The following is a 17076-nucleotide window of genomic DNA, read 5'->3' on the forward strand; positions in this document are numbered from 1 at the left end:
GTATCTTCACTTTCCGTGTGTCCTGGGTTGACGACAAGGGTGAGGTTCAGAACAATATCGGCTATCGCGTACAGTTCAACAACGCCATAGGTCCCTACAAGGGTGGTATCCGTTTCCACGCTTCCGTGAACCTTTCAATCCTTAAGTTCCTCGGTTTCGAGCAGACTTTCAAGAATGCGCTCACCACACTTCCGATGGGTGGCGGCAAGGGCGGTTCAGACTTCAGCCCCCGTGGCAAGAGCGATGCTGAGATCATGCGTTTCTGCCAGGCGTTTATCCTCGAGCTTTGGCGCAACCTCGGTCCTGACCGTGATGTTCCCGCAGGCGACATAGGTGTTGGCGGTCGCGAAGTCGGCTATATGTATGGCATGTATAAGAAACTCGCACGCGAGAACACAGGTACATTCACAGGCAAGGGACTTTCATTCGGCGGCAGCCGCATCCGTCCCGAGGCAACAGGTTTCGGTGCTCTCTATTATACAGTTCAGATGCTTGCTGACCTCGGCACAGACATCAAGGGTAAGACTATCGCCATCTCCGGTTTCGGCAACGTGGCGTGGGGTGCTGCCACAAAGGCAACCCAGCTCGGCGGCAAGGTCGTGACTATCTCCGGTCCCGACGGATATATCTATGACCCCGCAGGTCTTGACGCGGAGAAAATCGAGTATATGCTTGAACTCCGCGCTTCCGGCAATGACATCGTTGCTCCTTATGCCGACAAATTCCCTGGTTCAACATTCTTCGCAGGTAGGAAACCCTGGGAGCAGAAAGTAGACATCGCTCTTCCCTGCGCCACCCAGAACGAACTTAATGGAGAGGATGCGAAGAAACTTGTGGCAAACAACGTTCTTCTCGTGGCTGAGGTTTCGAACATGGGTTGCACCCCCGAGGCTATCGATACATTCATCGAGAATAAGATTCCTTATGGTCCCGGCAAGGCTGTCAACGCCGGCGGCGTAGCTGTTTCAGGTCTTGAGATGACTCAGGATGCAGAACACATCCAGTGGACCGAGCAACAGGTTGATGAGAAACTTCACCAGATCATGCACGACATCCATGAGGCTTGTGTGGAGCATGGCAAGCAGCCGGACGGCTACATCAACTATATGAAGGGTGCCAACATCGCCGGCTTCCTTAAGGTTGCAGACGCAATGATGGCTCAGGGAATCATCTGATAATATAGCAGACAACTAAACAATATGTGCGGATCCGGGAAGAATCTACTCCCCGGATCCGTTCTGATTTTTTGCATGAAGCGTTCTTAGATGGTTTTAGCGTGGGCGGCAGTCGGGGCAGGTGCCTGTGATGATGTAGTTTGCTGTTGCGGGGATAAAGCCGGAGGGAAGCGTAATGGAGGGAATGGGCGAGGGGAGGCAGTAGGTCTTGCCGCAGCCTGTGCAACGGAAATGAACGTGCAGGTCTTCATGGGAAGGAAAACCTGCATCGTTTCCTGTGTGTGTATGCGTGGCACGGCAGACTTCGTATTTTGCGGAACTGCTGCCGTCATCGATGATGTGTATCAGCCCTTTCTCAACGAAAAGTGACAGGGCGCGGGTGATTGAGGATCTGTCTACTGTATCGAGACTTGTCTCTATGTCGAGTGCGGATATCGGATGAGTGGCATTGTCGAGAACAGACAATATCAGGTTGCGTACAGCCGTTGGGCGTACACCGTGGGATTGCATTCTATTGTCAATAGACATATCCATATGTATTGTAAACGTAAATAATCCGGATTTATTTGCGAAGGCGGAGCAGGGTCCAGATGATGGTGAGCAGAGTTACACCGGTATCGGCAAAAACAGCCGCCCAAAGGGAGGCTATGCCGAAAGCTCCGAGGAGCATGACAAGCGCTTTCACACCTATGGCGAATGTGACGTTTTCCAAAATTACACGCCTTACTTTGCGTGCGAGTGAGATCGCTTCCGGAATTTTCTCCAGGTTGTCACCGGCAATGACTATGTCGCTGCTTTCCATTGCCATGTCTGTTCCAAGTGTGCCCATGGCAATGCCGACATCAGCTGCTGCTATTGCCGGGGCATCGTTTATTCCGTCTCCGGAAAACGCCACTTTGTTACCTTTACGCGTCATCTCCGTTATAATATCCTTTTTATCTTCGGGAAGAAGAGCCGCATGATATGAATCAGCGCCTGTCTCACGGGCAACACGCTTTACAGCCTCTTCTCTGTCACCGGAGAGAATCTCCACTGATTTCACACCGAGAGAGTGAAGCCGGCGTATGGCTTCTGCTGCTTCCGGCTTGATTGTGTCGAGCAGATATATGGAGCCTATGTAACTGTTGTCAAGTGATACACATATTTCCGATGCGTCTGTATGAGATTCCGGCACAGCTATGCCGAGTCGTCTCATGAGCGTGCGGGATCCCGCCGCAGCCATCTTTCCACCGATGATTCCGGTAATGCCGTGTGATACTGTCCTTATATTCTCCGCCTCGGCTGTCTCGATTCTTTCGGCACGAGCTTTCGACAGTATGGCTTCCGCAAGAGGATGACCGGATTCCGCATCAAGTGACGCAGCCACTGAAAGCAGCATGGACGGCTCAGTTCCGTCAGCCGCGCTTATTGACGAAACGTGAAACTTGCCGGTGGTAAGCGTGCCGGTCTTATCAAAGACAACCGTGTCTATGTTTCTCATGCTGTCAACATATTTCGAACCCTTGAAGAGGATGCCGCGTCGAGAGGCATTCCCCAATGAGGCGAAGTAGCTGAGCGGTATGCTCACAACTAACGCACAAGGGCAGGAACATACCAGAAACACGAGCGAGCGGCGCAGCCATTTCATCCATTCGAACGGGTTGCCCAATACCGCATCTATGAGCCATGGCGTGAAGAAGAGAAGCAAAGCGAGAGAGAAGACCACCGGAGTGTACCACCTTGTGATTCTGCGGAGCAGGTTTTCAGTCGGTGACTTGGAAGCCTGCGCCTCTTCTATCATTTTCATTATCCGGCTCATTGAGGAATCTGAGAATGACCGCAGGGTTCTGACATCCACAGCCTGATCCACCGGTATCATGCCGGATGAAATCTCCTCTCCCGGGCGGAATGAGCGTGGAACGGATTCTCCGGTTATGGCGGAGGTGTCGAATTCTACATCCTTCTCGCCGAGGAGAATGGAGTCTATAGCCACTCTTTCGCCGGGGCGCACGAAGAGCACTGACCCGGGCTGGAGATTCTTAGGACTGGCTTTCTTCAGTTTGCCGTCAAGTCTGACTGTGGCTTCCTCCGGCAGTCGCCCTAAAAGAGCCCTGATGCGTTGTCTGACATCGTCGGAGGCTGTATCTTCCATCTTTTCACCGAATGAATAGAAGAGCAGCACCGCAACCCCCTCGGGATATTCCCCGATTATGAACGCACCGACAGCCGCCGCGACCATCAGCGTGAATTCATTCATGAAGCGTCCTTTCCTCCACATCTCCCAAGATTCTCGTAGTATAGGCAGACCCACAGGAATGAGTGCGATGGCGTAGAGGATTATCTCCGGAATCGACACAGCGCATCCGGCGGCTTCGGAAATTCGCCGAAGCACACCGCAGTGTTCGATAATCAGTGTCACAACAAGCAGCAGAGCGGAGAATATTTCGGCTTTGTAGATGGAAAGAATGTCGTTCTTTCCATGAAGAATATGATTCTGCGCGTGAGTATGTCCGCAGCAGTGGTGTTCATGAGAATGGCTGCACATAAGCAAATGATAATATTACTATATGATGCAAATTTACGCTCTCCGACGTGCACATCAAGTGCAGACTTTTCACTGACAGGTGACATCTGTCAGCGTGGAGCCAGTGTAAGTCTGGCGAATATCACAGGTCTGCCTGTCTTGTGCGATACAAGAGAGAACGCCGAGTCGAGAGGGGAGGAGTTATGTCGCAATATGCTTACGGTGTCGCCGAAGCTTCCCTCATGCAGAAACGACAACTCAAGCCGGTTCACGAAATTTCTGTCGAACTCTTCGAGAGAGTAGCGGTTGAGCAGTATCGTTATGTATCTCACGGTATTGACATGGCGGTAGAAATCGATGTCGTTGTATTTGAAGGTATATTCAGCATCAGGAACGTTTGCTTTCAATGCCTTGGGGTTAGCATTGCTTTCCGAAGTAAGATAAGGGAGAATTTCCGTATGTTTTGCCTGAGGAGCTATGGGGCAGGGTTCTTCGTATACCGATTCATCCGGCAGAGAGAGGTGTGCAAGACCGAAATTATCGTGGGTGGTCATGTCAAGCACCATCCATACCGACCGTGCGTATCCCAGAATGTTTCCCGCTTCATCCTCTACTGAGAAATCGCGTGTGGAGAAATGTCTGTTCCAGTTTTCGACCCATGTCTTCAGAACATATGAGGTGTTGCACTTCGGATAACGTGTCATCTCGATGGTCAGGCGCGAAAGCACCCAACCCGCGCCAAGATGTGCCATTGCCGGATTTCCGATTCCGAGCATGTTGGCGTGAGCTGTGGCTATCTCGATAATATTGCCCACCAGGATATTGACGGCGAGTTCACCCTCCGGGTTTGACTCATTTGCCGAATTGAAGAATTTTTGTGAGTAAGTCATGGCTTTTGATTCTTTTCAGATACGTTATATGTTATTGCGGCATACCTGCTATCGAGAGTATTTCCGTGGTTGCCGACACTATATGGTCCGCGTATGCACCGCGAAGTTCGGAAACGGGGCGGAATCCCCAGGTGACACCGACTGATTCGATACATGCCCTCCGTGCCGTTTCCATATCCACAGCAGAATCGCCTACATATAGCACATCCGCTTTGGGTGTGGGGTATTTGTTGAGGATTGCGAACACAATCGACGGATCCGGCTTCACAGGGCGGTCTTCCACTTGTCCCATCACAGCCACAAATGGTATATCGGGGAAGAAGTGTGGAATTATCCTGTCTACAGCCGCCTGGTATTTATTGGTTGCCACAGCCAATGCCACACCGTTTTCATGCAGTTTTACAAGCATATCGCGAATTCCTTCATAGGGAGATGTGTGGTCTGTTGCGTGTTCTCCGTAGTATTCGCGGAAGAGCGACAGAAGACGTTCCACGGTTTCCTCGTCGGCATCCGGCACGGCGCGTTCTATGAGTTTCCTGACGCCGTTGCCTACCATATAGCGATATGTCGGCAGCGCATGCTCCGGGAAACCGAGAGTGCGCAAAGCGTAGTTGCAGGCATTGCCGAGGTCTGCGATGGTGTTTAGAAGAGTGCCGTCAAGGTCGAAAATCACTAATTTTTTCATTTGGGTCTGTTTTTATGTCGATTGGGGTAAGCCGGCTCAGAAAGGATAGCCTATGGAAAAATGGAAGGAGCGGTCGCGGTGCCAGTCCGGATGAATCAGAGGCCATGGTTCCTGTCCCAAAGCGGGGTTGTGAGCTTTCATTCCCATATCGAAGCGGAGTAAGAAATAGTTGAAGTCAAGGCGCAGACCGACACCATATGCGGCTGCTATCTCCTTATAAAACGAATTAAACCTGAACATTCCTCCGGGCTGGTTGGGATAATTGCGGATTGTCCATATATTCCCGGCATCTACGAAAAGCGCGCCTTCCAGAATCCAGAATAGTTTGGCACGGTATTCCACACTCAGGTCAAGGCGGATATCGCCGCACTGGTTGATGAAATCGCTCACCGAGTTTGTGCCCGGGTAGCGTCCGGGTCCGAGAGTTCTGACATCCCAGCCGCGCACACCGTTGGCTCCACCTCCGTAGAAGCGTTTCTCGAACGGAAGCACCGCCGAGTTGCCGTATGGCACGCCTACACCCGCTCCGAATCTGCAAGCAAGGGAGTTACGGGTGTCAAAGAGATGCAGGAAAGAGAAGTCACCGTCGATTTTGGCATATTGTGAATAATGGATGCCGAACATTTTGTAGGGTTGGCTGTGGAAATCGGAGCGGTGACTTAGTATGCTGCTGAGCGCGAAAAGGAAGTTGCCTGCAACTTCGGCGTTGACCCTTACAGTGTATATGTTTTTCTGGAATGACCGGCTCCATGGAGTCTCGTGGCGTTTATTGCTGTGGTAGAAGCTATAGCCCATTCTCATTATGAAGTGGTCTTCGTAGCTGTAGCGGAGAAGGGGGTTGTCGGGGGCAATCTCGTCGAGGAAATCGTTGGTGCTTTCCGGCAGATACACGTAGTTGATGTCTATCGGGGTGAATGTGTGCCGGTTGCGGTTGAAGCGTTCCGACCATTTGTAGCTCCATCCGGCAGTGGAGATGATGCGGGTGTATTCCGGTCTCTCCTGATAATTCATCGACACGTTCAGTTCGGTTGTCGCCTTGATGCGGCGTTTGAAACTCTCACGGAGGAATGGAGCCTTGAATTTAGGAAAGTTAACACCTGCTTCCGCGCCGAGTTCAAGATAGCGGTCATGTATGAGTCCGCTGAGGTTCCCGCTGAGTGATTCGTAAGCTCCGCGAAGTTTTGCCGTGAGAGTTTCCGAACCCTTGCCGATGTTTCTGTGGGAATAGCTGACACCTGCTGCTACACCGAGGTCACCTTCGGAGTTTGTGCCTTCAAGTTCAGCCGAGAAACTCTGACTTTTACCACGGGTGAGAAGAATATACGCGTCAAGAAGTCCGAAATTATTGAAATTCCCCGCGGGAATGAAACGGATATTGATGAATTTGAGTATCGTAAGCCTGCCGAGTGCCGTGTAAGTGTTGTTGACATCATGCAGGTTGTATGCCTCTCCGCTACGGATGAAACAGTTGTCGTAAAGTAAGCTTGGACGCAGATATCGTTTGTTACCGTAGAGAATGGTTATATCTTTATAGTTCACGGTGTCTGCTGCCTGATAATGACGGAAATCCTCTGTGACCCCGGGGTCATAGTCTATGATGTAATAGACATTTCTTACGATGTATTCTTTGTGAGTGTCTATCAGATGGTTTGGAGAGTCGGATGGGTAAGCGGGTTTTACTGTCATCGTGAGGTCCACATCGTGTGACCCTTCGGTTGTGTCGGCGTTAAAGGTTATGAATTCTTTCCCGAATGCGTAATAACCATTGCTGCGCATTCTCGTTGTCAGCAGTTCACGCTGGGTCTCGAGCAGTGATATGTCGAGCGGATCGCCGGGTCTGACGGTGAAACGGGCGGAATCCTTCATTATCAGTGAGCGGAGGGTGTCGTTGGGAAACTCATAGTATACCGATCGTATGATGTGAGGCATACCGGCATGCAGGTTGTATTCCACTTTCATCTTGCGCTTATTGCGGTCGGCGAAAGTGTCTACCGACACAGACGCATCAAGGAATCCGGCGTTAACCATCGCCTTGCGGAGCTGTCCGGCATCGGTCATGGTGGCTGTTGAATCGAATATCACAGGCGCCTCTCCGAGTTTGCGTACCCATCTGTTCCACCATTTCGTGGAATCGTTGCCGCTCATGTTGTAGATGCCGAGACGGAATTTGGTAGCCCACAGCATCTTGTGGTTGGGCTGCATTCGCACATAGGTCATCAGCTGCTGCTGGTCGAGCCTTCCTGTGGAGTCGTTTAGGTTTATTTTTACATCGTCAAGCAGATATTTACCCTCCGGCACGTGGCGAGCCGGGGAACACCCAGACAGAAGCCATGCCGCCAGCAGTATTGCGGGCAGAAGCAGCATTGACGATATGCGCGATATTCTTTTCACGATACTTTTTCCTGTTTTTTACCGAAACCGGGTTCTATTCTCACTCCGAGACAGACAGCGAATGTAGCTGTGCAGCAGAGCATCACCAGCCAGAAGAAATTCACGTATCCCTGCGGTGTGCCGTCTCCGTATATGTCAATTCCGGAGAAGATATCGTGCAGCCAGCCTGCCGCCATTCCCGGCAGCATCATCCCCAATGCCATGAATGCAGTGCAGAATGCATAGTGGGATGTTTTGCTTTCACCCCGGCTAAAATATATGAGGTAGAGCATGAATGCCGTAAATCCGAATCCGTATCCGAACTGTTCGGTGAATATGGCGGCGCATATGAGCGAGAAATTCTCCGGCTGCCACATAGCCAGACCGCAATAGAACACGCAGGGAAGTGTAAGAGAGAGAGCCATTGGCCATAGCCATTTTTTCAATCCGCCGCGCGATATGGCGATACCGCCGAGTATGCCTCCGGCAAGAAGCGCGACCACACCTACGGTTCCGTTTACAAATCCTACTTCTGAAGTAGAAAGTGCCAGACCTCCCTCTTCACGTGGAGAAACAAGGAAGGGCTGCACCAGCTTGAGACACATCGCTTCGGGCAATCTGTAGAAAAGCATGAACAGAAGAGCCGGCACTATGTCAGGTTTGCGGAAGAACGTGACGAATGTGCGTGCGAAATCGCGCATTATTGTGGAGGGTGTCACCCCCGGCATAGGGCGGTCTTCACCTGAGCGGGGCATGAAGCGGGTATGATACAACGCAGTCAGCAGAAAAATCACCCCTAACAGCATAAACACCAGCGACCAAGCCTCGGAAACGCTTCCTCGGGTCTGTTCAAGATAGCCGGCGAGCATCACAAGACCTCCCTGTCCGATTACTGATGCAATGCGGAAGAAAGTGGAGCGCACACCTACGAATGCAGCCTGGTCATGGGCGGAAAGCTCGATCATGTAGTAGCCGTCGGCTGCGATGTCGTGTGTGGCGGAGAAGAAGGCGGTCAGCCAGAAAAGTATGAGGGTAGCGGTGAAAAAGAAAGACGAGGGGAGAAACAGACCGACTGCACCAAGCGAGAATGCCATAAGAAACTGCATGGCTATGGTCCATCCCCGTTTCGTTTTTATCAGATCCACAAATGGACTCCAGAACGGTTTTATAACCCATGGCAGATAAAGCCAGCCTGTGAAGAAAGCCATATCCGCAAGTCCTATCCCCATGTTGTGATACATCAGCACGGTCAGTGTGTTGACGGCAAAATAGGGGAGTCCCTCTGCCATATAGGTTGTCGGAATCCATAGCCAGGGAGATCTTTTCCCTTCCGGGTGTGTGGGGGGAGTTCTGTCGGTAGTGTTCATGACCGGTTGTTCTATGTTGTTACGAGTGTGAGCCGGGGAGGAAATGGTTTATGATCTCTTTAGGCAATGATCCTGAGAATGCAGTTTCCGAATATATGCGGGCGGCAGTTTCGGGAGTCAGCCTGTCGAAATCCTCTTTGCGTGGCACTATCAGCAATCCGGCAATGTCGACGGCTCCGGGGCTTATGACGAAGCGTTCCCCTTCAGGCAGGAAATACAGGGAAGGGCGGTGAGCGCGTCTGGGCACGACGACTATTCTCAGATAACCGCTGTCTGATATCCAGAAGAAAGCATTCACAAGCTCGTTGTCCTTTTCTCCGGTTTCAGAGTCTATGCCGAAAGCAGATTCGGTCAGGGCAAGATGTTCCAGACCTGCCATGTCCCCTTTTATCACGGCACTCATGAAGTTGAACGGGAGGTGCAGTCCGTATTCTTCGCTGCTCATCCATCCTGCCCTTTCAACGGGATGATACCTCTCGGCAAGTGCCGTTATCGGCAATTCGGATCTGAGCATCGCCTGACAGTGCAGGTGATCCGGAGCTGAAGCTCCGGCTTTTGCTCCGTTGAAGAAGAAGACCAGCGGGGGTGCATATTCTGCCATCATCGCCATTTCAAGTGGTATGCGTTCCTGTGGTATATGTTTTTTTGCCGCTATCGTGAAATGCACCGGCAGTATGGGATATGGATTGACGAGCAGTTCCCATTCGGGAGTCGGCCATTCGCCCGACATCTGCATGGCGGGTCTGTTTTCTTTGCAGAGGAAACAGACCCGTGCTGCCACAGACGCCTTGTCGACTGCAGCTCCTGTGGAGCGTATGCGGGCAGGGTTAAGTTGTGCTGCTATGTGGAAATCGCCTAATTGAAGCGGTTTCCTCTCAATCTCCATGAGTCTGTCGAAATTACGCTTGGCTTCGTGCCAGGACATGAGTTGCGACTCAATAAGACTGTTGATATGTTCGATAGACAATGGCTGCATATGTCGTCAGGTTAGTGCTTGACAATAAAAGTTTTCTTAAAACGGCAGATCGGAATCGTCTCCGTCGAATTCGTCGAATTCGTCAAAATCATCGTCATCGTCCCAGGATGCGTCGGGATCGTTTTCGGGATTCATAAGTGCGCCGAGATCGGGAAGAGGCAGACCTGGCATAGGGCGGCTCTGCATGTTCTGCCGTACGCGTGCCATAAGTTCTATGGATCGCAGACAATCCTTGTAATTGTTGTTGGCGTTCGTTTTTTCTATTGACAGGGAGGCATCGGAGTTTCCCTCCCACCGACGGCAGAGATAGAGCGGCTCGTAGATCCTTCCTATGCCGTATTCCCGGCTTATTCTCAATGCCATGGCATAATCCTCTCCATAGCTGACGTTGGGAAAGAGTATGCCTCTTGCCACCGGAGTGAAGAAAGCGCGCGGTGCACCGAATCCGTTTATCCGCAATGCGTTGTTCGGTCCGTTCGAGTCTGTCCATTCTTCATGGCTTATGAGTCCCGGCGGTATCGGGTTGCCGTTGAAATCCACCATCATGTAGCTTCCCACTACCATGCCGAAGTTGCCGCTGCGAAACCTGCTTACTATCGTCTTGAGCACATCATGCGAGTTGTAGAGGTCATCGGAGTCAAGTTGCACTGCAAATCGTCCGCAATGTTCGGAAAGGAGGGCGCGGTTCCAGCAGCCTCCTATGCCGAGGTTTTCATCTGCCGATACCTTTATGAGCTTCAGGCGGGGATCTTCGACTGCTTCAAGCAGCTCGAGTGTCCCGTCGGTCGATTCGTTGTCAACGACTATAACGTTGAATTTAAAATCGCATTTCTGCGACAACGCTGAGTTTACAGCGTCCATAACCGTGGACACACGGTTTCTTACAGGTATGACAACAGAAGCCTCGACAGGAAACTCTTCCGCGTCGTAATCAACTTTGGTGTTTCCAGGAGTCACAAGCCCGTCGATCTGGCGGAGATGGTCGGTCAGAGTTTTCTCCATCTGCAACTGGTAGGCGCGGTTTTTCGGGTCTACATAGTCATGCTGTTTCTCACCGCTTTTGCGGTAGTCGGTGCGTGTGGCGGTGTAGAGATATTCCGGAATCATTGCCATCATCTTGCCAATGGTGATTCTAAGACGCAAGGCATACCATCCGCCATCGAGCATGTCGGATTCCTCGCGGGTGAAATCCTCTGTCGCCGAGAGAACATCCGCGGCGTTGAGAAGCACGAGCGGACCGAAGTCGAAATCATCGCGCACCGATCCCGGCTGATAGTCATTTACCGGGTGAAGAAGCAGTGTCCCGTCTTCGTTGCGTTCCCGGTAGTAGGAATATGTTAGTGTCGAGTCTATCTCCGAAGCGATTTCGGTATAACGGTGGATGCACAAGGGATCCAGTTCGATCTCTCTGTCGTCAAGCTGTACGAGTACGTATTGCTCGAGCGGAGCGCGAAAAATCTCTTCGCGCAGGTCGTTTACAGTGGTGAATCGTATGATGTTCATGTCTTTTTCTCTAAGTTGACTGAAATGTTTTTACCTCCGACTCGGAAGCGGTCGGTTATCTGAGGAAATCTGCCATTATCCTGTCGCGGGCGTAGCTCTCGGTAATTGCCTCGAGAGGAATTGAGAGAATCATGTTACGGCTTCGTCCCCGGTTAATGACATAACCTGCCGGGCGCGCAGTGTCGCTGAAAGAGAAGATTTCTCTGGCGTTAACACCGGGCGCTGGGGCAAGAATGTCAGGACTCTGCACGATGTAGCAGTCTTCGTTGAGGGTGCTGGAGTATTTTACCGTCTTTCCGTCGGATGACAGAAGCTTGCCGGAGCGGGTCTCTGTCAGACCGCCTTCGGGAGCTTCCGCCGGTACGACTCCAAGCACGACTTCCGCAAAATGTCTGTCTTCCGGACCATATCGGAAGGAGAAGATGTCAGACACCACATTCTCACCGCTGATAAATAGGTTGCCCCCTTCATTGGTGAATACGCTCAGCTGTCGCTCAAGTTCCGGGGTGAATGTCTTGAATCGCACGCCACTCTTGCCATTGCCGACGATACCGGCTTTCTGTTTGCCGAGTATAAGGTCTATGTTCTTGTAGCCGGACAGCTTTACGGCTCCTGATTCCACAGCTCCCACGCTTGAGGAAACGAATCCATGACCTGCGTTCGCTATCGCTTCGCCGTGTACCGCCGGATAATCGAATGTGTTGCCGGCGATGATCTGGGTGGTGAAGTTGGAGCCGCTGTGGCCGAATGCATTTCCGGTGTTTCGGTTGAACTCGGTCTGATAGCCTGTGAAAGAAATATCTTTTATATAGGGCACTCCGAAATCCTTGTCGGCACTGAATCCGGCGTTGTTGCCGTCTTTGAAGTTTGCCGGAGCGCTGATGCGGGTGAATCCGTTGATTATCAGGACAGGAGTCTTATCTCCGGGTGCCTCGCGCAGGGAGAGAGTCTCCGACGGGAATGCGAGACCACCCTTATTGAGGGCAACTATGCGGAAACTGTGAATCTCGTTGTCGGCTACCTTGAGGTCGTAATGAGTCTTGGATGTCTCTCCGATCTTGTGGAAGCCCAGTTCACCCTGATTGCGTGCGAGAATCACGTATTTGTCAGGCATTGCTGTCTCTTCGAGCGGATCCGGCGTGGGTTGCCAGCTTAGTCTGTAATGGTTTTTCTTCTCGCGGGTTATAGCGAAATCTTTTACGGGAAGCGGTTGTATTACCAGCTCTCTGTCTTTACGCTCCGAGAGGAATCTCGCGATACCTTTGTAAATGGCGCGCCCTACCGTGAATTTGAAAGAGGGGTCGAGTCCATACATCATATCAGCGAAATTCTGATGGCTCATAAGCTCTATAAGTGTAGTCGGAACCTCCGGCACTCTCGCCTCTACATATGATTTGTCCCACATTGACCTGCGTGTCCACGAAGGTTCGTACTGGCGGCGTATGTCGTTGGTTATCTGACGCATTATCAGGTCGGTTAGCATACGGGAGTTTATGCGCGGAGTCCCGTCGCGGTATGAGTCGCCGTTCTGCGTGAAGTATATGCCAAGTGTGCCCACGAAAGAGTCGTCGGCTCTTTTGCCGGCATCGCTGTGGAGGGCGAAGGCCATGTCTACAGGTATGTTGAGACCTTCTCGATTCGGAAGAACACGCGAGCCTCCGGCGAGGTAGTTCACCCAGTTTCCGCGAGATGTATAGTCGTCTTTGTAGTCATCGGAGCCGTGATATGGCGCATATACCGGTTCGGGGAAGCCAGCCCACTGGAGCCAGTAGCGCGCGCCTTCAAGAAAGCGAGGCATTCCTGAGGTGCGGAATGTCGGCACTGTTTTTGGGGCGGAGGGGGTCATCGGTTCCGCAGGCACTGATGTGTCTGCCGGTCTTGCGTCGGGAGTTTCCTCTGATTCCTCTGTTTCGTCATTGACTTCGTCAGTTTCGTCAACTTCATCTTCCTCTTCTTCAGTTGGGTCAGTATCACTCTCTTCTTCTCCTTCCGGCTCGGCACGGTTCTGACCTGAAAGAGAATTTGTTCCTGATCCGGTTTTGGAATCATCATCGGATGTGGCAGTCGGAGTCGAGGCTGTGTCTGTGGAGACTTCGGGGGTGGAGGGATCATAGTAGATATCGGAGCGGCGGTCGGAGCGGGCTATGTTGCCCATGCCGCCACCGATTTTTACGGCATCGGCTGTGATAACCATCCCTTCCCCTTTTTCGGAGAGGTTGGTCAGGGTGACTATCGGCTCAGTGTCGCTATAGCCTTTTGTGAGGGGGAACGTGCCGAGATAGATCCATGTGCCTCCGCCCATGGTCTGGTTTACGCGAAACTCCTTGGTGCCTCCGGAGTAGTTGACCGTATAGTGGGCGTCTTCCGTCGAGTTGGGGAAGGATTTGTAGCTCACGTAGACTGCATATTCGCCATCTTCAGGTATGTCTGCATACCAGGCGGCAACAGACTGTTTGCCTCCGGTCACAGTGGTGGTCTGACGGTATGTCCCGTTTTCGAAAGGATTCTCGGTGTCACGGAAATCGGGCAGGTCATATATGAATCCGTCAAGGTCACCAGTCACCCAAGGCTTCGTGCCGGTCATCTCTTTATAATATGGCTGGGAGAATATCTGCCCTTCATCGTTGGTGTCATTGTCAACAATCACCTCGTGTCTGTTTACATCGCGTTCACGGGGAAGCATGACGTATGCTCCGGCGTTTTCAAGCATCGGCACTAAATATGGGAGTACATAGCTCATCGTATAGGTGTCTTCTACCGACTGGAAAAGGAAGGGACGCTGCCAGGTCCAGGCTCCGGACCCTGGTTTGAAATATCGTCCGTGAGAATGCCACAGGGCTATTATGTCGTTCTCCAGTCCCTTGTCGGCGTGGACAAAAGGATTCGCTTCTACTACAAAGGGGGGATTCTTTCTGAATTTTTCGGGGAGTTTATCGACCTTGGTGATGAAATAGGCGAGAGATTTAGTGCCTACGTTGAGTGTGACGTTATAATCCGAAATGGAATCAGGAAGAGCCGCCTTGGCGTGAAAAGCAAGGGAGTCTATGAGTTCACGTGTAACCGGAAGGTATGTGAAATTCTCGTTTAGACTCAGTCTCGCGATTTTCGACATGCGGTCAGGTTTCACACTGTTCACCCTCAGTCCTCCGGGGTTCAGTTTCTCGGGAATCCATTGGAGCAGACGCTCGTTGACGGCAAGTGTCAGAGAGTCGTTGGAGGGTTGTTCAGGCTTTGGCGCCGTGGGCTTTGTAACTCTTCGGGTGTATCTTTTCTTTCTTGATTTGCGCTTTTTCCTTTTGGTTTTGCGTTTTTTTTTGCTTTTCCTGGAAGAGGTCTGGGTCGTTCCGGCTTTTGTCCGTTTCTTAGCTGCCTGAGATTCGATTGTGTCAAAACCCGCAATAGCGATAATAACCGCCATCAGTATATATATATATATGCGAAATTTCATTTTGGGTACAGAAAATTTAGAAGTCTGATAAACCGTTTAAATTTGATTGAGAGATTCGTTGAGGTGATTTTTAGTGGTGTTTTTTACGAGTCGGGGGAGGCAGCATAGCGGACTGTGTGACCGATTAAAACCGAAAAAACAACCATTAAAGACCTCTGGGAAGCACGGGAATCGTTATAAAAACAAACGGTTCCTGACTACAAAATTAATGAAAAAACGGCTTAGAAACAACATCACGCGCCATTGTTAACTTTTTTTGCACACATGACGGCGTTCAGATTGCGCGGTCAGGATTATTGCGTGCGATTTTTTTGTCAAATCGCAATTAATGTGTTAACTTCGCATGTGGATTATCCGGGGTGGGCACCCCAGTTACTTACGATTTAACCAAAAACTAAAATAATGGCAACAAAACCTTTTCATTATCAGGAAATGTTCCCGCTTGGTCCGGACACAACCGAGTATCAGCTCGTAACCAAAGATCATGTTAAAGTGGAGAACTGGAAAGGCCACGATATGCTTGTGGTGGATCCCGAGGCTCTGACAATTCTGGCAAATGTGGCTTCACACAACTGCTCGTTCATGCTTCGCCGTGAACACAACGAGATGGTGGCGAAGATCCTTCATGATCCCGAGGCGTCTGAAAACGACAAATATGTGGCATTGACCATGCTGCGCAACGCTGAAGTGGCAGCCAAGGGCGTTCTTCCTTTCTGTCAGGATACCGGCACATCCATCTGCTCCGGTTACAAGGGTCAGCAGGTGTGGACAGGCTGCGATGATGAGGAGAAGATTTCCGAGGGTGTCTACAAGACATATACCGAGAATAATCTGCGTTATTCGCAGAACGCCCCTCTCAATATGTATGACGAGGTGAACACCGGATGCAACCTTCCCGCCCAGATCGAGATCCATGCCTGCGAAGGTATGGAATACAACTTCCTTTTCGTGGCTAAGGGTGGCGGTTCAGCCAACAAGACCTATCTCTATCAGGAAACAAAGGCTATCCTCAACAAGAAGACACTTGTGCCTTTCCTTATCGAGAAGATGAAGACTCTCGGCACAGCCGCGTGCCCTCCATATCATATCGCTTTCGTGATCGGCGGCACATCTGCCGAAGCTAACCTTGCCGCGGTCAAGAAAGCTTCTGTAAAATATTATGACAATCTTCCCACCGAGGGTAATGAATACGGGCACGCCTTCCGCGATGTCGAGCTTGAGAAGGAACTTCTCGAAGCGGCACACTGTCTCGGTCTCGGTGCACAGTTCGGCGGCAAATATTTCGCACACGACATACGCGTTATCCGTATGCCGCGTCACGGTGCTTCCTGCCCTGTAGGCATGGGTGTAAGCTGCTCCGCCGACCGCAATGTGAAGGCAAAAATCAACAAGGACGGTCTCTGGATCGAGAAACTTGATGAATTCCCGGGCGAACTTATTCCGGAGGAGATGAGAAACGCCGGTGAAGGCGAGGTCGTGAAGATAGACCTTAACCGTCCGATGCCGGAGATTCTTGCAGAACTTGACAAATATCCGGTGTCTACACGTCTTTCTCTTAAGGGCACGATAATCGTAGGTCGCGACATCGCGCATGCGAAGATCAAAGAGCGTCTTGACGCCGGCGAGCCGATGCCACAGTATCTCAAGGATCATCCCATTTATTACGCCGGTCCCGCCAAGAAACCGGAAGGAATGGCTTCCGGTTCGTTCGGTCCGACTACTGCCGGCCGTATGGACTCTTATGTGGATCAGTTCCAGGCTGCAGGCGGCTCCATGGTGATGATTGCGAAAGGCAACCGCAGCCAGCAGGTTACAGACGCCTGCCACAAGCACGGCGGCTTCTATCTCGGCTCAATAGGAGGTCCGGCGGCTATACTTGCCAAAAATTCCATCAAGAGCGTAGAGTGTCTTGAATATCCGGAACTTGGCATGGAGGCTATCTGGAAGATCGAGGTTGAGGATTTCCCTGCATTCATACTTGTTGACAACAAAGGAAATGACTTCTTTAAGCAAATCAAGCCACGTTGTCCGATGAGCGACTGCAAGTGATTACTGAAAATATCTTCTAAATTACATAAACACAAAAGAGGCGGGATTCATGAATCCCGCCTCTTTTGTGTTTATGTCCGCTTGGTCTTGTTTTCTATTTTACATAGAGG

General features: G+C 51.2%; 11 protein-coding genes. 2 read left to right on the forward strand and 9 right to left on the reverse strand.

The features are described 5' to 3' along the window. A partial coding sequence (gene gdhA / locus JX312_RS01800) for an NADP-specific glutamate dehydrogenase (RefSeq protein WP_204456796.1) occupies positions 1-1175 on the forward strand: 1175 nt, incomplete at its 5' end. 96 nt (positions 1176-1271) lie between these two features. On the opposite strand, the gene JX312_RS01805 is transcribed toward gdhA, so the two are convergent. The 9 genes from JX312_RS01805 to JX312_RS01845 form a co-directional block, all read right to left on the reverse strand. Then, the gene (locus JX312_RS01805) at positions 1272-1703 is read right to left on the reverse strand and encodes a Fur family transcriptional regulator (RefSeq protein ID WP_124096626.1); all 432 of its coding nucleotides are present in this window, start codon (positions 1701-1703) and stop codon (positions 1272-1274) included. 34 nt (positions 1704-1737) lie between these two features. After that, positions 1738-3699: a heavy metal translocating P-type ATPase gene (locus JX312_RS01810; RefSeq protein ID WP_204456797.1), complete on the reverse strand. Its 1962-nt coding sequence runs from the start codon at positions 3697-3699 to the stop codon at positions 1738-1740. A gap of 89 nt (positions 3700-3788) precedes the next feature. After that, complete coding sequence (locus tag JX312_RS01815) at positions 3789-4568, reverse strand: acyl-[acyl-carrier-protein] thioesterase (RefSeq protein ID WP_123405583.1); 780 nt, start codon at positions 4566-4568, stop codon at positions 3789-3791. Between the two features lie 31 nt (positions 4569-4599). After that, positions 4600-5253 carry an HAD family hydrolase gene (locus JX312_RS01820; RefSeq protein WP_123405585.1) on the reverse strand — a complete coding sequence of 218 codons (654 nt, stop codon included), beginning with the start codon at positions 5251-5253 and terminating at the stop codon, positions 4600-4602. A 36-nt stretch (positions 5254-5289) separates the two neighbouring features. Then, positions 5290-7644 carry a BamA/TamA family outer membrane protein gene (locus JX312_RS01825; RefSeq protein WP_239653770.1) on the reverse strand — a complete coding sequence of 785 codons (2355 nt, stop codon included), beginning with the start codon at positions 7642-7644 and terminating at the stop codon, positions 5290-5292. Continuing rightward, on the reverse strand, positions 7641-8990 hold the full coding sequence (locus tag JX312_RS01830) for an MFS transporter (RefSeq protein ID WP_204456799.1): 1350 nt from the start codon (positions 8988-8990) through the stop codon (positions 7641-7643). Before JX312_RS01830 ends, JX312_RS01825 begins: the two co-directional genes overlap by 4 nt. A 19-nt stretch (positions 8991-9009) precedes the next feature. Then, a complete protein-coding gene (locus tag JX312_RS01835) occupies positions 9010-9957 on the reverse strand; it encodes a DUF4922 domain-containing protein (RefSeq protein ID WP_204456800.1) in 948 nt (315 codons plus the stop codon). 45 nt (positions 9958-10002) lie between these two features. After that, entirely contained in the window at positions 10003-11469 is a 1467-nt protein-coding gene (locus JX312_RS01840; RefSeq protein WP_124030644.1) for a glycosyltransferase family 2 protein, read from the reverse strand. Between the two features lie 55 nt (positions 11470-11524). Continuing rightward, the gene (locus JX312_RS01845; RefSeq protein ID WP_204456802.1) at positions 11525-14917 is read right to left on the reverse strand and encodes a xanthan lyase; all 3393 of its coding nucleotides are present in this window, start codon (positions 14915-14917) and stop codon (positions 11525-11527) included. Between the two features lie 402 nt (positions 14918-15319). On the opposite strand from JX312_RS01845, the gene JX312_RS01850 reads away from it, so the two are divergent. Next, a complete protein-coding gene (locus JX312_RS01850) occupies positions 15320-16966 on the forward strand; it encodes a fumarate hydratase (RefSeq protein WP_123405595.1) in 1647 nt (548 codons plus the stop codon). Positions 16967-17076: the final 110 nt, after the last annotated feature.

This window comes from Barnesiella sp. CU968 (assembly GCF_905219685.1).
GTDB lineage: Bacteria > Bacteroidota > Bacteroidia > Bacteroidales > Muribaculaceae > Lepagella > Lepagella muris_A.